The sequence below is a fragment of the Streptomyces fuscichromogenes genome (assembly GCF_014645815.1).
Classification (GTDB): Bacteria; Actinomycetota; Actinomycetes; order Streptomycetales; family Streptomycetaceae; genus Streptomyces; species Streptomyces fuscichromogenes.
Map to the genome: position 1 here is coordinate 1 of NZ_BMML01000037.1, position 20,761 is coordinate 20,761.

Here is a 20,761-nt window from a genome sequence, read left to right on the forward strand (position 1 = left end):
AAACCCCTCGACCGAACCCACATCGAACAGATCAGCCGACCCAATCACCGACCCCCGCAACCCCACCGCCTGACCCACACCATCAGTGACCTCACTCAACGACACCTCGAGATCGAACTTCGCCGCCGCCAGACCGCTCTGCATCTGTTCCACGTTCAGACCCGGCACATCGAGCGTCGCCAGACCGGCGTTCTGGAGGGTGAGCATCACCTGGAAGAGGGGGTGCTGCGCCAAGGAGCGGTCCGGGGTCAGGATCTCGACCAGGCGCTCGAACGGCACGTCCTGGTGGTCCAGGGCCGCCAGGCTCGTCTCCCGCACCCGCCCCAACAGGTCCGCGAACGTCGGATCACCCGTCAAGTCCGTACGCAGCACAAGGGTGTTCACGAAGAACCCGACCAGGTCGTCCAACGCCTGATCCGAACGACCAGCCACCGCCGTACCGACCGGAACGTCCTCCCCCGCCCCCAACCGCGACAACAGCACCGCCAACGCCGCCTGAACCACCATGAACAACGTGACACCCTGCTCACGCGCCAACGCCGTCAACCCCGTATGCACCTCAGCAGGAATGTCGAGCGCCACCACATGCCCACGGTGCGACGCCACCACCGGACGGGGCCGATCCACCGGCAGCACCAGCTCCTGCGGCACCCCCGCCAGCACCTCACGCCAGTACGCCACCTGACCGGCCAGAACGCTCCCCGGATCCTCCTCACCGCCCAGCAACTCCCGCTGCCACAGGGTGTAATCCGCGTACTGCACCGCCAGGGGTTCCCAATCGGGCCGGCCGCCCTTGCACCGGGCCTCGTACGCGCGGGACAGGTCGCGTGCGAGCGGGCCCATCGACCAGCCGTCGCCCGCTATGTGATGGATCACCACCAGCAGTAGGTGGGAGTCCGCGGCCGTTTCGATCAGGAGTCCGCGAAGGGGGATCTCTGCCGCCAGGTCGAAGGTGTACCGGACCTCGGCCGCGACGAGTCCCGCTGCCTGTGCCTCCTCCGCATGGGTGGTCCGAAGCACCTCACCTATTGCGTCGGGCGCTATGACCTGCTGGCACGGCTCTTCATCCGTTGTGGGGAACACCGTGCGCAGCACCTCGTGCCGGGCGACCACGTCCTTGAGGGCCGCTCGCAGGGCGTCGGTGTCCAGCGGACCGTTCAGGCGCAGCACCACCGGCATGTTGTAGGTGGGGCTCGGTCCCTCCAGCTGTGTCAGGAACCAAAGCCGGCGCTGCGCGAACGACAACGGCACCCGCTCCGGCCGATCCCGCCGCGCCAGGCCCAGCCGAGCAGGAGCGGCGTCCGCGATCCGGGCCGCCAGTCTGGCGGGGGTGGGGACCTCGAACAGCAGCCAGATGCCCGCTTCGACGCCCAGAATCGACCTGATCCGGTTCACGAGCCGCGTGACCAGCAGGGAGTGTCCGCCAAGGTCGAAGAAGTCGTCGTCAGGACCGACGTGTTCCAGGCCCAGGACGTCGGCGAAGATCTCGCACAGGATGCGTTCCTGCTCCGTGGCGGGCTCGCGAGCCTCGACGGCCGTCCGGTATTCGGGGGCGGGCAGGGCCGCGCGGTCCACCTTCCCGTTGACGGTCAGTGGCAGTTCGGTCAGTTCGACCACGGCGGCGGGAACCATGTGGTCCGGCAGCCGTTCGCCCGCGAAGGCACGCAGTTCACCCGCCAGCTCACCGTTCCCGCCACCGGCGCCCCGCTCGCCATCCGCGCCACCTGCGCCGTGCTCGCCGTGCTCGCCGTCGGGGACGACGTATGCGATGAGGCGTTTGTCCCCGGGGGTGTCCTCGCGGGCGATGACCACTGCCTGGGCGACCCTGGGATGTGCCGCCAGGGCGGACTCGACCTCGCCGGGTTCGATCCGGAAGCCGCGAACCTTGACCTGGTCGTCCGCGCGCCCGGCGAAGACCAGTTGGCCGTCGTGGGTCCAGCGGGCCAGGTCCCCGGTCCGGTACATCCGCTCGCCCGGCGCCCCGAAGGGGCACGCCGCGAAGCGCTCGGCCGTCATGGCCGGCCGGCCGTGGTAGCCGCGGGCCAGTCCGGCCCCGGCCACGTACACCTCTCCCGGCACGCCGGGCGGCACAGGGGAGAGGCCGTCGTCGAGGAGGTAGATCCGGGTGTCGTCCATCGGCCGACCGATCGGCAGGATGTCCGGTACGGCCCCGGCATCCGCGACCAGGTGCTGGGTGGCGCACAGTGTGGTCTCGGTGGGCCCGTACAGGTGCCGTACCACCACGCCGGGGCAGGCCGCGAGTACGGCTGCCACGGCCGCGGCCGGCACCACGTCGCCGCCGGTGAGCACCTCCCGCAGCCCGGTGAAGCACCCCGGGTCCTCCTCGGCCAGGACTCGCATCAGTCCGGCCGTCACGTGCACATGGCTGAGTCGGTGTTCCGCCGTCAGGGACCGCAGGGCGCGGTCGTCCACGTCGCCCGCCGGGGCCACGACCACGGTGCCGCCACCGGCCAGTGCCACCCACAGCTCGTACACCGAGGCGTCGAAGGCGTACGGGGCGTGCCACAGCACCCGGTCCGGCTTCCCCCAGCACCGGTCGGACACCAGCTCGACCAGGTCACGCTGGGAGACCACCACGCCCTTGGGGGTGCCGGTGGAACCCGACGTGTACATCACGTACGCCGTCACGTCGGCCGACGGGCCGGCGGGCGGATCCGTCGCGTCCTCGCCGTCGCCGGCCTCCGGCGGGATCACCTCTGTCCCGGCGGCGGTCGCCGCCTGTCCGAACGTGCCGTCGGCCGCCGCCGGGTCCGCCACGGCGATGCGCGCCCCGCAGTCGTCGAGGACCACGGTCATCCGGGCCGCGGGCCAGCCGGGATCCACCGGCAGGAGTGCTCCGCCGGCCTTCCAGACCGCCAGTACGGCCACCACGAGGTCGACGGAGCGGTCCATCGCCACCGCCACCGCCGTCTCGGGGCCCACCCCGTGTCGTACGAGGACTCGTGCCAGCCGGTTCGCCCGCGCGTTCAGTTCCGCGTAGGTGACGCTCTGCTCCCGGCACACCACTGCCACCGCGCCCGGTGTGCGCGCCGCCTGCTGTGCGAACAGGGCGGGCAGGGTCGTGGGGGCCTCGACGGTGTGCCACCCGCCGAGGACCTGATGGCGTTCGGCGTCGGTGAGGATGTCGATCTGGCGGACCCGTGCCTGCGGTTTCGCGGCCACGCCGGTCAGCACCCGGACGAACCGCCGAGCGATCGTGTCCGCGGTCGCCGGGTCGAACATGTCCGCGGCGACCGTCAGTGAACCTCTCATGCCGGCGGGACGGTCGTCCTCGAACGTCTCGGTCACGGTGACGCTGAGGTCGAACCTGGCCGGCTTCGTCTCGGGCGGCAGGGCCTCCATCTGGATGCCGGGTACTTCGGGCGTCGCCGGGGGTTCCTTCTCCACGGCGAGCATGACCTGGAAGAGCGGGTGACGGGCCCGCATCCTGGTCGGGGCGAGCACTTCGACCAGCCGCTCGAACGGCACGTCCTGGTGGTCGAGGGCCGCCAGGCTGTGTTCGCGCACGCGCGTCAGCAGGTCGGTGAAGGCCGGATTGCCGGTGAGGTCGGTGCGCAGGACGAGTGTGTTGACGAAGAACCCGACCAGCCGGTCCAGTGCCTGGTCGGTGCGCCCGGCCACGGCGGTGCCGACGGGGATGTCCTCGCCCGCGCCCAGCCGGGACAGCAGCACCGCGAGAGCGGCCTGTACCACCATGAACGAGGTGACGCCGTGATCGCGCGCCAGCGCGGTCAGTTGCTCGTGGACGGCACGGGGGATGTCGAACGTGACCGGGTGTCCCCGGTGCGACGGTACGGCGGGGCGTGGCCGGTCCCTGGGCAGGGCCAGTTCCTGCGGGACGCCGGCCAGTGCCTGCCGCCAGTAGTCGATCTGGGCGGCCTGGAGTGTTCCGGGGGTGTCCTCGGCGCCGAGCAGTTCACGTTGCCACAGGGTGTAGTCGGCGTACTGCACCGGCAGTGGCTCCCAGTCGGGCGCACGGCCCGCGCGGCGCGCCGCGTACGCCGTGGACAGGTCCTCGGCGAGCAGGTCCGTCGACCAGCCGTCGCCGGCGATGTGGTGGATCACCACGGTCAGCAGGCCCGTGTCCGGGCCGGTCTCGATCAGCAGCGCCCGCAGCGGGATCTCGGCGGAGAGGTCGAAGCCGTGCCGGAGTTCGGTGGCCACCAGAGCGACGGCCTGTGCTTCGGTGGCGGCCTCGGCGATCCGCAGCACCTGTCCGGCCCGGTCCGGCTCCAGGACCCGCTGGCAGGGCTCCCCGTCGCTGACCGGGAACACCGTGCGCAGCACCTCGTGGCGGGTGACGAGGTCGATGAGCGCCATTCCGAGGGCGGCGGCGTCGACCCGTCCTCTCAGCCGGAGCACCACCGGCATGTTGTACGTGGGGCTCGGCCCTTCCAGCTGCGCCAGGAACCACAACCGGCGCTGCGCGAACGACAACGGCACCCTTTCCGGCCGGTCCCGCCGCACCAGATCCGTGCGAGCGGGATCCGCGCCCGCACGCGCGATCCGCGCCGCCAGGCCGGCCGGAGTACCCGCCTCGAACAGCACCCGCACACCCAGCTCGACCCCGAAGACCGACCGCACCCGCGACAACAGGCGCATCGCCAGCAGCGAATGACCGCCCCGCTCGAAGAACGCGTCGTCGGCACCGACCCGGTCGACGCCGAGGACCTCCGCGAACACACCGCACATGATCTCTTCCAGCGCCGTGGCCGGTGCCGACGCCGCCGAGCGGCCGTCGGCGCCCGTCGCGTACTCCGGCGCGGGCAGGGCGGACCGGTCCACCTTCCCGTTCACCGTCAGCGGCAGCCCGTCCGGCAGCGGCACCACCGCGGACGGCACCATGTACTCCGGCAGCCGACCGGCCGCATACCCGCGCAACACGGCCGGCAGGTCCCGGATCGTACCGGCGGACGTTCCGTCCTCGGGCACGACATAGGCGACCAGCCGCCTGTCGTCGACGGCATCCTCACGGACGACGACCACGGCCTGCGCAACCTGCGGATGTGCCGCCAGGGCAGCCTCTACCTCGCCCGGTTCGATCCGGAAGCCCCTGATCTTCACTTGGTCATCGGCCCGTCCCATGTAGAGGAGTCGCCCCTCAGCCGTCCACCGGCCCAGATCGCCGGTGCGATACATCCGGTCCCCCGGCCCGCCGAACGGGCACGCCACGAACCGCTCCGCCGTCAGCCCCGTACGCCCCGCGTACCCCCGCGCCAACTGGCCGCCCGCCACGTACATCTCGCCCGTGACGCCGGACGGCACCGGTCGCAGGAACCGGTCCAGGACGTGCACGCGCAGGCTCGGGAGCGCCCGGCCGACGAGGCTTCCGCGCGGCAGTCCCCCGCCCGTGGGCGGTTTCACCTCTTCGAACGTGACATGGACCGTCGTCTCGGTGATTCCGTACATGTTCACCAGAACCGGCCCGTCGGCCCGCTGGTGTGCCCACCACTCCCCCAGCCGCTCCGCGTCGAGGGCCTCGCCGCCGAAGACGACCCACCGCAGAGCGGACTCCGCCCCGGCCAGTGGGCCGGTGCCCGCCGCCCGGATCAACTCGTAGAAGGCCGACGGAGTCTGGCTCAGGACCGTCACGCGTTCCTCGGCCAGCAGCCGCAGGAACGCGTCCGGAGACCGCGACACATGGTGGGGAACGACCACGAGCCGGCCTCCGTGCAGCAACGCTCCCCACATCTCCCACACCGAGAAGTCGAACGCGAAGGAGTGGAACCACGACCAGGTGTCACCGGGGCCGAAGCCGAACCGGTCACGCAGTGCGCCGAACAACGTCAGGGCGTTGTGATGGGTCACCAGCACGCCCTTCGGCGCCCCCGTGGACCCGGACGTATAGATGACATACGCCGGATGGGCGCCCGTCGCCGCCTGCGGCCGGCCGTTCCCGCGCGGCTCCGCGGTCGATTCCGCCGCGAGTTCCGACGCCTCCTGCGGGCCGTCGAGCACCAGTGCCGGGACGGCGGGTTCCACGGGCAGGGCGGTCGCGAACGCGCTGGTCGTCAGCACGCATACCGGCTTCGCGTCCGTCAGGACGAACGCGATCCGGTCCTGGGGGTAGGCCGGGTCGACGGGCACATAGGCGCCGCCGGCCTTGAGCACGGCCAGCAGGGCCACCACCAGGTCGGCGGAGCGGTCCATCAGCACCGCCACCACCGACTCCGGCCCGACCCCGCGCTGTACCAGGACCCGTGCCAGCCGGTTCGCCCGACCGTTCAACTCCTCGTACGTCAGGCTCTGCTCGCCGCTCACCAGGGCCACCGCGTCCGGCGTACGGGCCGCCTGCTCCTCGAACCGCATCGGCAGGGTCGCATCCGACGCGACCGGCACATCTCCCTGCGGCTGCGGCCTCGGCCGCGTGAGCAGTCGGCCGCGCTCGTCCTCCGACAGCACGTCCACCTCGTGGAGCCGAACATCCGGGTCCACGGCCACCGCCACCAGCACACGGGCCAGCCGGTCGGCGATCGCCGTGACCGTGTCCGCGTCGAACAGGTCCGCCGCTCCGGTGACCGAGCCCCGCAGCCCCGCCGGCCGGCCGGCCTGGAGGACCTCGGCCAGCGTGACGTCGAGGTCGAACTTGGCGGGCAAGGGCACGCCGGGGTGCGCTTCCGCTCGCACGCCGGGCAGATCCAGGATCGCGGGGTCGTTGTTCTGGAGGGTGAGCATGACCTGGAACAGCGGGTGGCGTGCCATGGAGCGCGACGGTGCGATGAGTTCCACCAGCCGCTCGAACGGCACCTCCTGGTTCTCGAACGCCGCCAGGTCGCGTTCGCGCACCCGGCCCAGGGTCTCGGCGAAGGTGGGGTCGCCGTGCAGCTCGGTGCGCAGCACCAACGTGTTGACGAAGAAACCGACGAGTTCGTCCAGAGCCTGGTCGGTACGGCCGGCCACCACGGTGCCGATCGGGATGTCCTCGCCCGCGCCCAGCCGGGACAGCAGCACTGCCAGCGCCGCCTGGACCACCATGAACAAGGTGACACCCTGTTCGCGGGCGAGCGCGGCGAGCTCGGCATGTATGTGTGCCGGGATGTCCAGTCGTACCGTGTGACCTCGGTACGAGGCTTCGGCCGGCCTGAGCCGGTCCGTCGGGAGTGTCAGCTCCTGCGGGGCCCCGGCCAGCGTCTGCCGCCAGTAGTCGACCTGGGCCGCCGGCAGGCTGTCCGGACCGTCCTCCTCGCCGAGCAGCCGACGCTGCCAGAGCGTGTAGTCGGTGTACTGCACCGGCAGCGGCTCCCACGCCGGCTGCCGGCCCGCGTGCCGGGCCGCGTACGCGCGGGAGATGTCACGGGCGAGCGGACCCATGGACCAGCCGTCTCCCGCGATGTGGTGGAACACCACCACCAGCACATGCGCGTCCGGGCCGGTCTCGATCAGCAGCACCCGTACCGGAATCTCCTCCGACAGGTCGAACCCATGACCGCTCTCGGCAGCCACCAGTTCCGCGACCCGCTCTGCACCGGTGGCTTGGGCGACCTGCAGCACCTCTCCGACCTCCGCCATGTCCAGCACCCGCTGGTACGGCTCGCCTTCATGCGCGGGGAACACCGTGCGCAGCACCTCGTGCCGGGCCAGCACGTCCCTCAGCGCCGACCTGAGCGCGGAGGGGTCGACCGGCCCGGACAACCGCAGGGTCGCCGGCATGTTGTAGGTCGGGCTGGGCCCCTCCAGCTGGGCCAGGAACCACAGCCGTCGCTGGGCGAAGGACAACGGCATCCGCTCGGGCCGCTCGCGCCTCTCCCAGGGCACGAGCGCCGCCCGCGCCGGACCCGCACCTGTGATCCGCGCCGCCAGACCGGCCGGAGTGGATGCCTCGAACAGCACCCGCACGCCCAGCTCGACCCCGAAGAGCGACCGCACCCGCGACAACAGCCGCATCGCCAGCAGCGAATGACCGCCCAGTTCGAAGAAGCTCTGCTCGACCCCGACCCGTTCCAGGTCCAGCACCTCGGCGAACACGGCGCACATGAGCTCTTCGGCGACCGACGCGGGGCGCCGGCCGGTGTCGCCCGGGGCATGGTCCGGCGCCGGCAGGGCGGACCGGTCGACCTTCCCGTTCACCGACAACGGCAACTCGTCCAGTACCACCACCGCCGACGGCACCATGTACTCCGGCAGCCGCCGGGCCGTCAGCGTCCGCAGTTCGAGCGCCAGGTTCTCCGTCGCCTTGCTGTTCGGCGCCTCGCCGTCCGGCGCCGCGGTCTCGGCCGCCGTACTGTCCGCCGCCGTACTGTCCGGCGCCTCGCCGTCCGGCACCGCGCTGTCCGCTCTCGTGGCGTCCGGCACCACGTAGGCGACCAGGCGTTTGTTCCCGGGGGTGTCCTCGCGGGCGATGACAGCGGCCTGGGCCACGCCGGGATGGGTGGTCAGGGTGGCCTCGATCTCACCGGGCTCGATCCGGAACCCGCGGATCTTCACCTGCTCGTCCGCCCGGCCCATGAACACCAGCACCCCGTCGGCGCGCCACCGCACCAGGTCACCGGTGCGGTACATGCGCTCACCCGGCCCACCGAACGGGCATGCCACGAACCGCTCCGCCGTCAGCCCCGTGCGTCCGACATAACCGCGGGCGAGCGGGAGGCCCGCGATGTACAGCTCACCGGCCACACCCGGCGGCACGGGCCGCAGGAAGTCGTCGAGGACGTAGAGACGGGAGTTGGGGATCGGGCCGCCGATCGGCGGCACCGTGTCCTCGTCCCCGGTGCAGCGGTACCACGTCACCGCGATACAGGTCTCCGCCGGTCCGTACCCCTGGACCAGGTCGGCCTGCGGGAACAGGGCGACGGCACGGTCCCGGAGCGCGCCGGGCACTCCCTCGCCGCCGCTGGCGAGTTGCCGCAGGCCGGACAGTCCGGTCGCCGCCGGCTCCTCCAGCACCCCGGCCAGCGCCGAGGCGATCAGGTGCAGCACCGTCACACCGTGCCGCCGTGCCAGCGCGACCAGGTATCCCGGATCGGCCGTGCTGCCGGCCGGCGCGATCACGAAACTCCCGCCGACCACCAGAGGACAGAACATCTGCCACACCGAGGGGTCGAAGCCCATCGGCGCGGTGAGCATGAACCGGTCCGACGCCTCCCAGCCGAACTCCGCGACACGGGCGAGCAGATGGTTGACCACTGCCTCGTGGGTGACCACCACACCCTTCGGCACCCCGGTGGAACCCGAGGTGTACATCACGTACATCGGGTGCGAGGGCAGCAGCAGACGCCGCCCGTCGTCCACCACACCAGCGCCGCCACCGGGAGCGACGCCGGCACCGGCCGGAAGGGGCGCGCCGGTGACGCTGTGCCCGTCGACCGTGAGCACCGGCATGCCGAGCCCGCCCGAGAGCACCTCCGCCAGCACGTCCGGAAGGACGCTGTCGGAGATCACGCACACCGGCCGGGCGTCGTCCAGCATGAACGCGACCCGCTGCGCCGGATACGCGAGGTCGACGGGCAGATAGGCGCCACCGGCCTTCAGCACGGCCAGCAACGCCACGACCATGTCGACCGAGCGGTCCATCGCCACCGCCACCACCGACTCCGCACCCACACCCCAGCTCGCCAGCACCCCGGCCAACCGCGCGGCACGCTCCTCCAGCCGGGCGTAGCCGATCTCCTCGTCCCCGCAGATCACCGCCACCGCGTCCGGCGTACGCGCCGCCTGCCGCTCGAACAACTCGGTCACCGTCACTACCGGCATCGCCTGTGCGGTGTCGTTCCACTCCGTCAGCAACTGCTCGCGTCCGCCGGGCGCCAGCACCTCGACCGCACACAACGGCACCCGTGGTGTCTCCTCCAACGCCACGAGCAGTCCCTCGACCGCCGTCCGCACCAGTCCGCACACCAGCTCCGGGTCCCCGGGAGCCACCACACCGGCCGTCAACGCGAACCCGGTCACGGAATCATCGACCGAGACCGCCAGCGGATAGTTCGTACGGTCCTCGGCGGACAGCACCCTCATGCCGGCCGCTTCACCGGGCTGTGGTGCTCCGGCCGTGTGCTCGTGGTTGACATGGCGGTAGTTGAACAGCGAGGTGAACAGCGGGGCGGAGGCGGGGACACCACTCGCGTTCTGCGCGAGGGCCAACGGGGCGTGCTCGTGCACCAGGAGGCCGGCCAGCTGGGCCTGCATCGCCCGCACCGCGCCGAGCGCGTCCACGTCGGCGACATCCATGCGTACCGGCAAGGTGTTCATGAAGGGGCCAGGGGTCCGATCCGCACCGACCCCGGCGCTCATCCGACCGAGCAGGACCGTCCCGAAGACCACGTCCGTGCGGCCGGACAGATTCGCCAGCACCTGTGCCCAGGCCACGTGGAACAGGGTCGCCGGGCTCACCCCGAGCTGACGGGCCTGCTCCCGCACCCGCTGCGCCAGAGTGTCGTCGACCGGCTGGCGGACGCGCCGCACACCGGTGCCGTCACCGCGGGCATCGGCCAGACCGAACGGCAGCGTCGGCTCCGTGACATCACCCAGCAGAGCGGCGAAGTACTCCTCGTGCTCCTGCCGCGAGACACCCAGCCTCGCCTGCGCCACGAAGTCCCGGAACGGCAACGGCGCCGCCAGCTCGTCCCCACTCCCCGCCAGGAATGCCTCGACCTCGCCCAGCACCACGTCCGATCCGGTGTGGTCCCGGAGCAGGTGGTGAACCTGCAGCAGAGCAAGCCACCGCTCGCTGCCGGGCTCCGCCGCGACATGTACCCGAACCAGCGGTGCCCGGCGCACATCCATCCACCGCCCGGCCGTCGCCGGCAACTCGACCGCCGGGTCCCCGTCCTGGGACAGCGTCACCTCGGTCACCGGAACCACCGCCCGGCGCCAGACCACCTGCACCGGCTCGGCCAGGCCTTCCCACACCACGCCGGTGCGGTAGATGTCATGCCGATCCACGACCTGCTGCAAGGCAGACAGGAACCCGTCCAGCCGCTCACGGTCGTCGAAGCCCACGGTGAGAGAGAGCAGATACGGATCCACGTCCCCTGAACCGGTGAGCAGGTGGTGGAAGAAGATGCCCTCCTGGAGCGGGGCCAGCGGATACACGTCCGCCACGTTCGCCGCCCCACCCTCCACCGCCGCACACACCAGGTCGATCTGCGCAGGAGACAGATCCACCAACGGCAACATCTCCGGCCTGATCACCTCCGCACCGGCCGGAATCCCGTTCGGCGGCACCTCCACCACACCACCACCATCACCAACAGCCGCCAACCGCTCCGGAGTCGGCGACTCGAACAACGCCCGCACCGACACCCCGAACCCACGCTCACGCAACCGCGACGCCAACGACACCGCCAACAGCGAATGCCCGCCCAACTCGAAGAAGTTGTCCTCCACCCCCACCCGCTCCACACCCAACACCTCGGCAAACACCCGACACACGATCTCCTCAGCCACCGTCACAGGACCCCGACCACCCCCGGAGGCCGCATACTCCGGCACCGGCAACGCAGCCCGGTCCACCTTCCCGTTCACCGTCAGCGGCACCCCCTCCAGCACCACCACCGCCGACGGCACCAAGTACCCGGGCAGCCGATCGGCTGCGAACGTCCGCAGCTCACGGGAGAGTTCGCCGTCCAGGTGACCATCACCGTCGGGAACGACATAGGCCACCAGACGTTTGTCGTTCGGGGTGTCCTCTCGGGTGGTCACCAGCGCCTGCGCAACGCCGGGATGCGTGCTCAGGACGGCCTCGACCTCACCAGGCTCGATCCGGAAGCCACGGACCTTCACCTGGTCGTCCACCCGGCCGGCGAACGCCAACTCCCCGTCGGCCGTCCAGCGCACCAGATCCCCCGTGCGGTACATCCGCTCGCCCGCCGCCCCGAACGGACACGCCACAAAGCGCTCCGCCGTCAACCCCGGACGACGGTGATAGCCACGGGCCAACTGAGCTCCGGCCACGTACAGTTCCCCGGCCACCCCCGGCGGCACCGGCCGCAGCCGCTCGTCCAGCACATACATACGGGTGTTCGCCACTGGGCTGCCCACCGGCGGCGCGGCAGTGGTGGCAGGATCCACCGCGCCGGTGGTGACCATGACCGTCGCCTCGGTCGGCCCGTACGTGTTCACCAGCACCCGGCCGTCGGCCCACGCTCGCGCCAGTTCACCGGTCAGCAGTTCCCCGCCCACCAGGACCCGCGACAGGCCCGGTACCGCCGCCGGGTCCACCACGGCCAGCAGCGACGGAACGACGCTGGCCACCTCCACGCCCGTCCGGACGATCAGCTCGGCCAGCAGCCCGGCGTCCGCCCGTTCATCGGCCGTGGCCACCACCAACCGTCCGCCCGACGCCAGCACCACCGCCACGTCCAGCACGGAACCGTCGAAGCCGAACGACGCGAACTGAAGTGCGCCGACCCCCAGACCGGCCCCCAGCACCGGGCTCAGCCCCACCACCAGGTTCACCAGCGCGCCCTGGGACACCACCACGCCCTTCGGCGCCCCCGTCGACCCTGACGTGTACATCACGTAGGCCGCCCGTGAGCCCCCGGGCACGGGCCGGCTCCACTCCTCGGACTCCCTCGCCAGTTCCGCGACGACCGTCGGGTCGTCCAGTGCCACCACCGGCAGCGCACCACCCGCAGGCAACCCGCCGTCCGGGCTGCCGCTGGTGACCACGCACACCGGCTCGGCGTCCGCCAGCATCAACGCGACGCGCTCCGCCGGATACGACGGGTCGACGAACACATAGGCACCCCCCGCCCTCCACACCGCCAGCAGCACCACCACCACGTCCACCGACCGCTCCAGTGCCACCGCCACCACCGATTCGGGCGCCACCCCGCGATCGGTCAACACCCGCGCCAGCCGGGCCACTCGGTCGTCCAGCTCCGCGTAGGTCAGGTCCTCGTCCCCGCACACCACCGCCACCGCGTCCGGGGTCCGCGCCACCTGGGCCTCGAACAACTCCGGCAACGTCAGGTCCGGCACCGCCGCGCCCGTGTCATTCCAGGCATCCAGCACCTGGGCACGGACGGGCTCGGGCAACACGTCAAGACCGTCCAGCGCAGTGGCCGAAGCGGCGCCCACCGCCTCCACGACCTCCTCCGTCGCCGTGTGCAACAGGCCGCACACCAGCCCGGGATCCGCCGGAGTGACCGCGTCGACAGCCAGCGCGAACCCGGTCCCCAGGTCGTCCACCGCGACTGCCAGCGGGTAGTTGGTCCGCTCCTGCGCGAACACCAACTCGACGCCCTCGGGGCCTGCTTCCTGACCTCCGCTGCTCGCGGACGGGCTGCCGTGCCGGTAGTTGAACAGCGAGCTGAACAGCGGCGCGGAGGCGGGCACGCCGCTCCCCCGCTGAGCGACCGCCAGCGGGGCGTGCTCGTGCACCAGCAGACCCGTCAACTGCGTCTGTACGGCCCGTACCGCACCGATCACGTCCACACCGGCGACGTCCAACCGCACCGGCAACGTGTTGATGAACGGACCCGGGATGCGCAAGGCACCCGATCCGGCGCTCATCCGGCCCAGCAGCACCGTCCCGAACACCACGTCCGTGCGGCCCGACAGGGTCGCCAGCACCCGGGCCCAGGCCACGTGGAACAGCGTCGCCGGGCTCACCCCCAGCCGACGGGCCTGCTCGCGCACCCGCTCGGCGAGGCCGTCGGCCATCCGCAGCCGCTCCGACCGCACCCCGGTTCCGTCGCCATGGGCATCGGCGAGGCCGAAGGGCAACGTCGGCTCGGTCACACCACGCAGCAGACCCGCGAAGTACTCCTCATGCCCGGCGCCGGACACACCCAGCCGTGCCTGAGCCACGAAATCGCGGAACGGCAGCGGCTCCGGCAGGTCAACGCCACGTCCCGCCATGAGCGCGGCGATCTCACCCAACATCACCTCCAGCCCTGTGTGGTCCTGGAGCAGGTGGTGCACCTGTACCAACGCCAGCCACCGGCCGCTGCCCGGTTCCACCGCCGTATGCACGCGCAGCAACGGCGCCCGACGTACGTCCATCCACGAGCCGGCCGCTGCCAGCAGCTCAAGCGCCGCGTCCCCGGTTCCGGAAAGGTCCACTTCGGTGACCGGTACGGCCGCTCGGCGCCACACCACCTGCACCGGCTCCGGCAACCCCTCCCACACCACGCCGGTCCGGTAGATGTCATGCCGATCCACGACCTGCTGCAACGCCTTCAGGAACCCGCTCAGACGCGTACGGCTGTCGAAGCCCAGCACCATCGACATCAGGTACGCATCCGTCTCGGCGGACCTGGCCATCAGGTGGTGGAAGAAGATGCCCTCCTGGAGCGGGGCCAGCGGATACACGTCCGCCACGTTCGCGGCCCCGCCCTCCACCGCCTCGCACACCAACTCCACCTGCGCGGGCGACAGATCCACCAACGGCAGCATCTCCGGGGTGATCACCTCCGCACCGGCCGGAATACCGTTCGGCGGCACCTCCACCACACCACCACCGCCGTCGCCGGCCAGCGCCAGCGCCGCCGGAGTGGGCGCCTCGAACAGCGCCCGCACCGACACACCCAGCCCCAGCTCACGCAACCTCGACGTCAGCGACACCGCCAACAGCGAATGCCCGCCCAACTCGAAGAAGTTGTCCTCCACCCCCACCCGCTCCACACCCAACACCTCGGCAAACACCCGGCACACGATCTCCTCAGCCACCGTGGCTGGACCCCGACCGCCCCCGGCCGAGCCGTACTCCGGCGCCGGCAACGCAGCCCGGTCCACCTTGCCGTTCACCGACAACGGCATCGCGTCCAACACCACCACCGCCGACGGCACCATGTACTCCGGCAACCGCCCAGCAGCGAACGCCCGCACCTCCTCGCCCGCAACACCGCCGTCGGCGGGAACGACATACGCGACCAGCCGCACATCGCCGGGCACATCCTCACGCGCGACGACCACCGCCTTGGCCACCCCCCAATGCGCGGTCAGAACAACCTCGACCTCACCCGGCTCCACCCGGAACCCCCGCACCTTCACCTGATCATCCACACGCCCCACGAACACCAACTCACCATCAACCGTCCACCGCACCAGATCCCCCGTCCGATACATCCGCTCACCCACCATCCCGAACGGACACGCCACAAACCGCTCCGCCGTCAACCCCATACGACCGTGATAGCCACGCGCCAGCCCCACCCCCGCAATGAACAACTCCCCCACCACACCCGGCACCACCGGCCGCAACCACCCGTCCAACACGAACACCCGCGTATTCCAGATCGGCACACCAATCGGCACACCACCACCCGACACCCCACCCCCGAACACCCACGCCGTCGAATCCACCGACGCCTCCGTCGGCCCATACAAGTTGTGCAACTCCGCACCACACACCCCCACAAACCGCTCCGCAGACACCACCGACAACGCCTCACCCGAACACACCACCCGCCGCAACGAACCCCACGCCCCCGGATCACCCCCCTCCACAAACGCATCCAACATCGACGGCACAAAATGAACCGTCGTCACCCCCTCCGAGCGGATCACCTCCGACAGATACACCGGATCACCCTGACCACCCGGCCGCGCCAACACCAACCGCGCACCCGACACCAACGGCCAGAACAACTCCCACACCGACACATCGAAACTCACCGACGTCTTCTGCAACACCACATCATCCGCGCCCAGCCCGAACCGGTCCTGCATCCACAACAACCGATTCACAATCCCCGCATGCGACACCACCACACCCTTCGGCACCCCCGTCGACCCCGACGTATACATCACATACGCCGCCCCACCAGACCACCCCCGCCCCACCACCGGCACCACCTCACCAGCCACCCCCACCTCATCCACACACACCACCGGCACACCAAGATCCCCCGGCAACACCCCCACCACACCAGAAGCCGTCACCACACACACCGGCCCCGCATCCCCCAACATGAACCCCACCCGCTCCACCGGATACGACGGATCCACCGGCAAAAACGCAGCACCCGCCTTCAACACCCCCAACAACGCCACCACCAGATCAACCGACCGCTCCAACACCACCGCCACCACACACTCCGCACCCACCCCACACCCCACCAACAACCCCGCCAACCGCGACGCCCGCTCATCCAACTCCCCGAACGTCACCCGCTCATCCCCACACACCACCGCCACCGCACCCGGAGACCGCACCACCTGCAACCCGAACAACTCCGACAACGTCAACCCCGGCACCACCACACCCGTCTCATTCCACCCCTCCACCACCCGCCGCCGCTCACCGTCCGACAACACCTCGACCCGGCTCATCCGCACCTGCGGATCGGCGGCCACCGCCTCAAGGACTCGTATCAGCCGTTCGCTGATCGACGTGACGGTCCCCTGGTCGAAGAGGTCCGCCGAACCCGTCACCGAGCCCCGCAGCCCCACTGTCCAACCGTCGGCGCCGGTCACCTCGCCCACCGCGACGTCCAGGTCGAACCTGGACGGCAGCGGTCCCACCGGCAGCCACGTCACCTGGAGACCCGGGAGCTCCAGGGCCGCCTCGTGCACGTCCTGACCGGTGAGCATGACCTGGAAGAGGGGGTGCCGGGAGAGCGAGCGGTCCGGTGCCAGCAGTTCCACCAGCCGCTCGAACGGCACGTCCTGGTGGTCCAGGGCCGTCAGGCCGGCCTCCCGCACCCGCCCGAGAACGTCGGTGAAAGAGGGGTCACCGGTCAGATCCGTCCGCAGGACCAACGTGTTGACGAAGAACCCGACCAGGTCGTCCAGGGCCTGATCGGTCCGTCCCGCCACCGCGGTGCCGATCGGGATGTCCTCGCCCGCGCCCAACCGCGACAGGAGCACCGCCAGCGCCGCCTGGACCACCATGAAGACCGTCGCACCCTGCTCGCGTGCCAACGCCGCCAGCCGGGCATACACGTGCTCCGGGACGTCCAGCGGCACCGTGTGACCCCGATGCGAGGCTACGGCCGGCCGTACCCGGTCCGCGGGCAGCGCGAGTTCCGCGGCGGACCCCGCCAACTCCTCACGCCAGTAATCGACTTGGCGTGCGAGCAGGCTTCCGGGGTCGGCCTCCGCGCCCAGCAGCTCGCGCTGCCACGACGTGTAGTCCGCGTACTGCACCGGCAGTGGTTCCCACCCCGGCGCACGTCCTTCCCGGCGCGCCGCATAAGCGACGGACAGATCACGGCCCAGCGGGCCCATCGACCAGCCGTCCCCCGCGACATGGTGGATCACCAGAACCAGTACCCGGGCGTCCGGGCCGGTCTCGATCAGCAGGGCCCGTATCGGCACCTGTGCGGAAAGGTCGAAGGCATGCCCTGCCTCGGCCGCCACCAGGTCCGCCACCTGTTCCTCGGTGGCCCGGGTGACCCGCAGGATCTCCCCCGCTTCGTCGGGCGCCAGCACATGCTGGAACGGTTCACCGTCCGTGGTGGGGAACACCGTGCGCAGCGCCTCGTGGCGCGCCACGACATCCGACAGCGCCTCGCTGAGCGCCTCGACGTCTACCGGCCCGGTCAGACGCAGCGCTCCCGGCAGGTTGTACGTCGGGCTCGGGCCCTCCAGCTGCGCCAGGAACCACAACCGGCGCTGCGCGAACGACAGCGGCATCCGCTCGGGCCGCTCGCGTCGGGTCAGGGCCGCCCGGGCCGGACCCGCACTCGTGATCCGCGCCGCCAGGGCGGCCGGGGTCGGTGTCTCGAAGAGCGTTCGGACGCTGACCTCGACACCGAGCCGGACCCGGACCCGGGACACCAGACGAGTGGCCAGCAGCGAGTGTCCGCCCAGCCCGAAGAAGTCGTCGTCCGGCGCGACCCGTTCCAGGCCCAGTACGTCGGCGAAGGCCTCACACAGCAGGCGCTCCTCGCGGGAGGCGGGCTCACGCCCGCCGCTCGTCCCGGCGGTTGCCGGCTCGGGCAGGGCGGCCCGGTCGAGTTTGCCGTTGGCGGTCAGCGGGAGAGCGGGCAGGGACACGAACACGGCGGGGACCATGTAGGCGGGCAGTCGCCCGGCAGCGTGGGCACCCAGGTCCGCGTACAGGTCCGCGTGCGGGTCAGCGTGCGGGTCAGCGGAGAGGTCCTGGTCCGGCCGGGCAGCGCGGCCGGTGTCGTCGGGGACGACGTAGGCGACGAGTCGTCTGTCCCCGTGGGTGTCCTCGCGGACCGTCACCACGGACTGGGCGACGCGCGGATGGGCGGCCAGAACCGCCTCGACCTCGGCCGGCTCGACCCGGAACCCGCGGAGCTTCACCTGGTCGTCGGCGCGTCCCATGAAGAGCAGCTCGCCGTCCGCCGTCCAGCGGGCCAGGTCCCCGGTCCGGTACATCCGCTCGCCCGGGTCACCGAACGGGCATGCCACGAAGCGTTCCGCCGTCAGCGCCGTACGACCGTGGTAGCCGCGGGCCAGACCTGCCCCGGCCACGTAGAGTTCCCCGGCCACCCCGGGCGGGACCGGGTGCAGGCACCCGTCGAGGAGGTACACACGGGTGTTGTCCATCGGCCGGCCGATCGGCAGCACCTCCGGCACCGCGCCGGCCTCCGCGGCCGCGTACTGCGTGGCGGACAGGGTGATCTCCGTGGGCCCGTACAGGTTCCGCACCACCACACCCGGGCACGCCTCCAGGACCGCCGTCACGGCGGCCGCCGGCACCACGTCACCGCCGGTCAGCACCTCACGCAGACCGGCGAAACACGCCGGGTCCTCCTCGGCCAGCACCCGTAGCAGTCCGGCGGTCACGAACACATGGGTCAGCCCTCGTGCGGCGACCAGCGATCTGATCGTCTCGCCGTCCAGCTCGGCCGACGGAGCCAGGACCACTGTCCCGCCACGCGCCAGCGTCACCCACAGCTCCAGCACCGAGGCGTCGAACGCGTACGGCGCGTACCCCAGGACCCGGGCCGACTCGTCCCAGCACCGGTCGGACGCCAACTCGACGAGGTCCCGCTGGGTGACCACCACGCCCTTCGGTCGCCCCGTCGACCCCGACGTGTACATCACATACGCGGCCGTGTCAGGCCACACCGGCCCCGGTGCGGCCCAGGTGTCCCCGGCCGTCGGCTTCGCGGCCACGGCGGGATCGTCCACGCACACCACCGGCACACCCGGCTCCCGCGGCAGTGCCGGCGCCAGGGCGGAGTCCGTCACCACACACACCGGTCCGGCGTCCGCCAGCATGAACGCGATCCGCTCGGCCGGGTAGGAGGGGTCCACCGGCAGATACGCGGCCCCCGCCTTCCACACCGCCAGCAGTGCCACCACGAGGTCGACGGACCGGCCCAGCATCACCGCGACCACCGACTCGGGCCCGACCCCACGGGAGGCCAGCACCCGCGCCGCACGCGACGCACGCTCGTCCAGCTCCGCGAACGTCACCTCCTCGTCAGCGCACGCCACCGCCACCGCACCCGGCGCCGCTGCCACCCGCTCCGCGAACAGCACCGGCCACGACGCGTCCGCGACCACCGCACCCGTGTCGTTCCAGTCCGTCACCACCTGCCGCCGCTCCGCGTCCGACAGCAGGTGCGCACGCCCGGCTCGTTCGCCCGGAGCGGCTCGGGACATCCAGGCCAGGACTCTCCGGAAGCGGTACGCCAGGTCCGCGGCGTCGTCGGTGCCGTAGGTCTCCGGGTTCACGTCCACGGCGATCTGGAGCCCCGCACCGGCTCCTCGGTCGTAGAGGGAGATGTCGACGTCGTCGACGGGCCCGTTCGAAAGGTTGTGGGCCGTCGCCGTGCAGTCCCCGAACCGCACCGCGTAGTCGAAGGACATGACGTTGATCGTGGTGCCGAAGAGGGGTCCCGATCCGACCCGGTTGAGGTCTCTGAGCAGGTCCGCCTGCGGGTAGCGCTGGTGGCCGAGGGCGGTGCGGATGTTCCGGGACGTGGTGCGTGCCAGGTCCGCCAGGGTGGCGTGGGGGTCGAAGCGTGCGCGCAAGGGGACGACGTTGCTGGTCATGCCCGAGATCGCGCGTGTTCCCTTGCCCGTGCGTCCCAGCACGGGGATGCCGAGGGTGATGTCGTCGGCCCCGGTGCGGCGGTGCAGAAGGGTGGCCCCCGCCGCGATGGCGAGACCGGCCACGCTGGTTCTGAGTCCTCGGGCGGCCGATCGGATCTGCGCTGCCCGGTCGCCGTCGATCTGTACCAGGTGCCGGTGCGGAAGGAACCGTGCCCGGCGGACGGGAGAGCCGCTCACCGTCACCGTACCGGGGTGTTCCGCAAGCGCCTGGCGCCAGAATTCGCGGTCCTGGTGGAACTCCGCCGACCGCCGGTAGGCGAGGTCGGCTTGCAGCAGCAGGGCGGACGACTGCGGTGCTCCTGCCGACGGGTCCTCTCCGGCCAGCAGCGCGGCATAGATCTCCGCCAGCCTGGCGACCAGGACGGAGCCGGCGAACCCGTCGGCCACGAGGTGATGGGAGCTCTGGTACCAGAAGTGCCGTCGCTCTGCCGTCCGGATGACCGCGTTGGTGACAAGCGGCCCGCGCGCGAGATCGAACGGCCGGCTGATGTCCGTCCGCATCCAGGTGAGGGCGGCTGCCGTCGGGCTGTCGGCCGAGCTGAAGTCCAGTACGTGCACCGGCAGCAGGTGTGCGGGCACGGAGTACTGCCGGACCTCGGTTCCGGCGCCCCGGAAACAGGCCTGGAACGCGTCGGCTTCGCCCAGCATCCGGCGAAGCGCGGCCACGAAGAGATCCGTGTTCAGATCTCCTTGGATATCCAGGTACTCACCGATGTTGTAGATCGCGTCGGTCGGCCCGAGTTGCTGTGCGTTCCAGATGGCGCTTTGTGCCGCCGTCAGCTCCCGGCCGTCAATCGAAGCATGGAACATACCCGGG

Annotated in this window: 1 protein-coding gene; it reads right to left on the minus strand. The window is 71.1% G+C overall.

The window, feature by feature from the left end; genetic code table 11:
* Window positions 1-20,754 (minus strand): non-ribosomal peptide synthase/polyketide synthase (locus IEZ11_RS45265; protein WP_189268917.1); only part of this gene is annotated, 20,754 nt, incomplete at its 3' end.
* Between the last annotated feature and the right edge of the window lie 7 nt (window positions 20,755-20,761).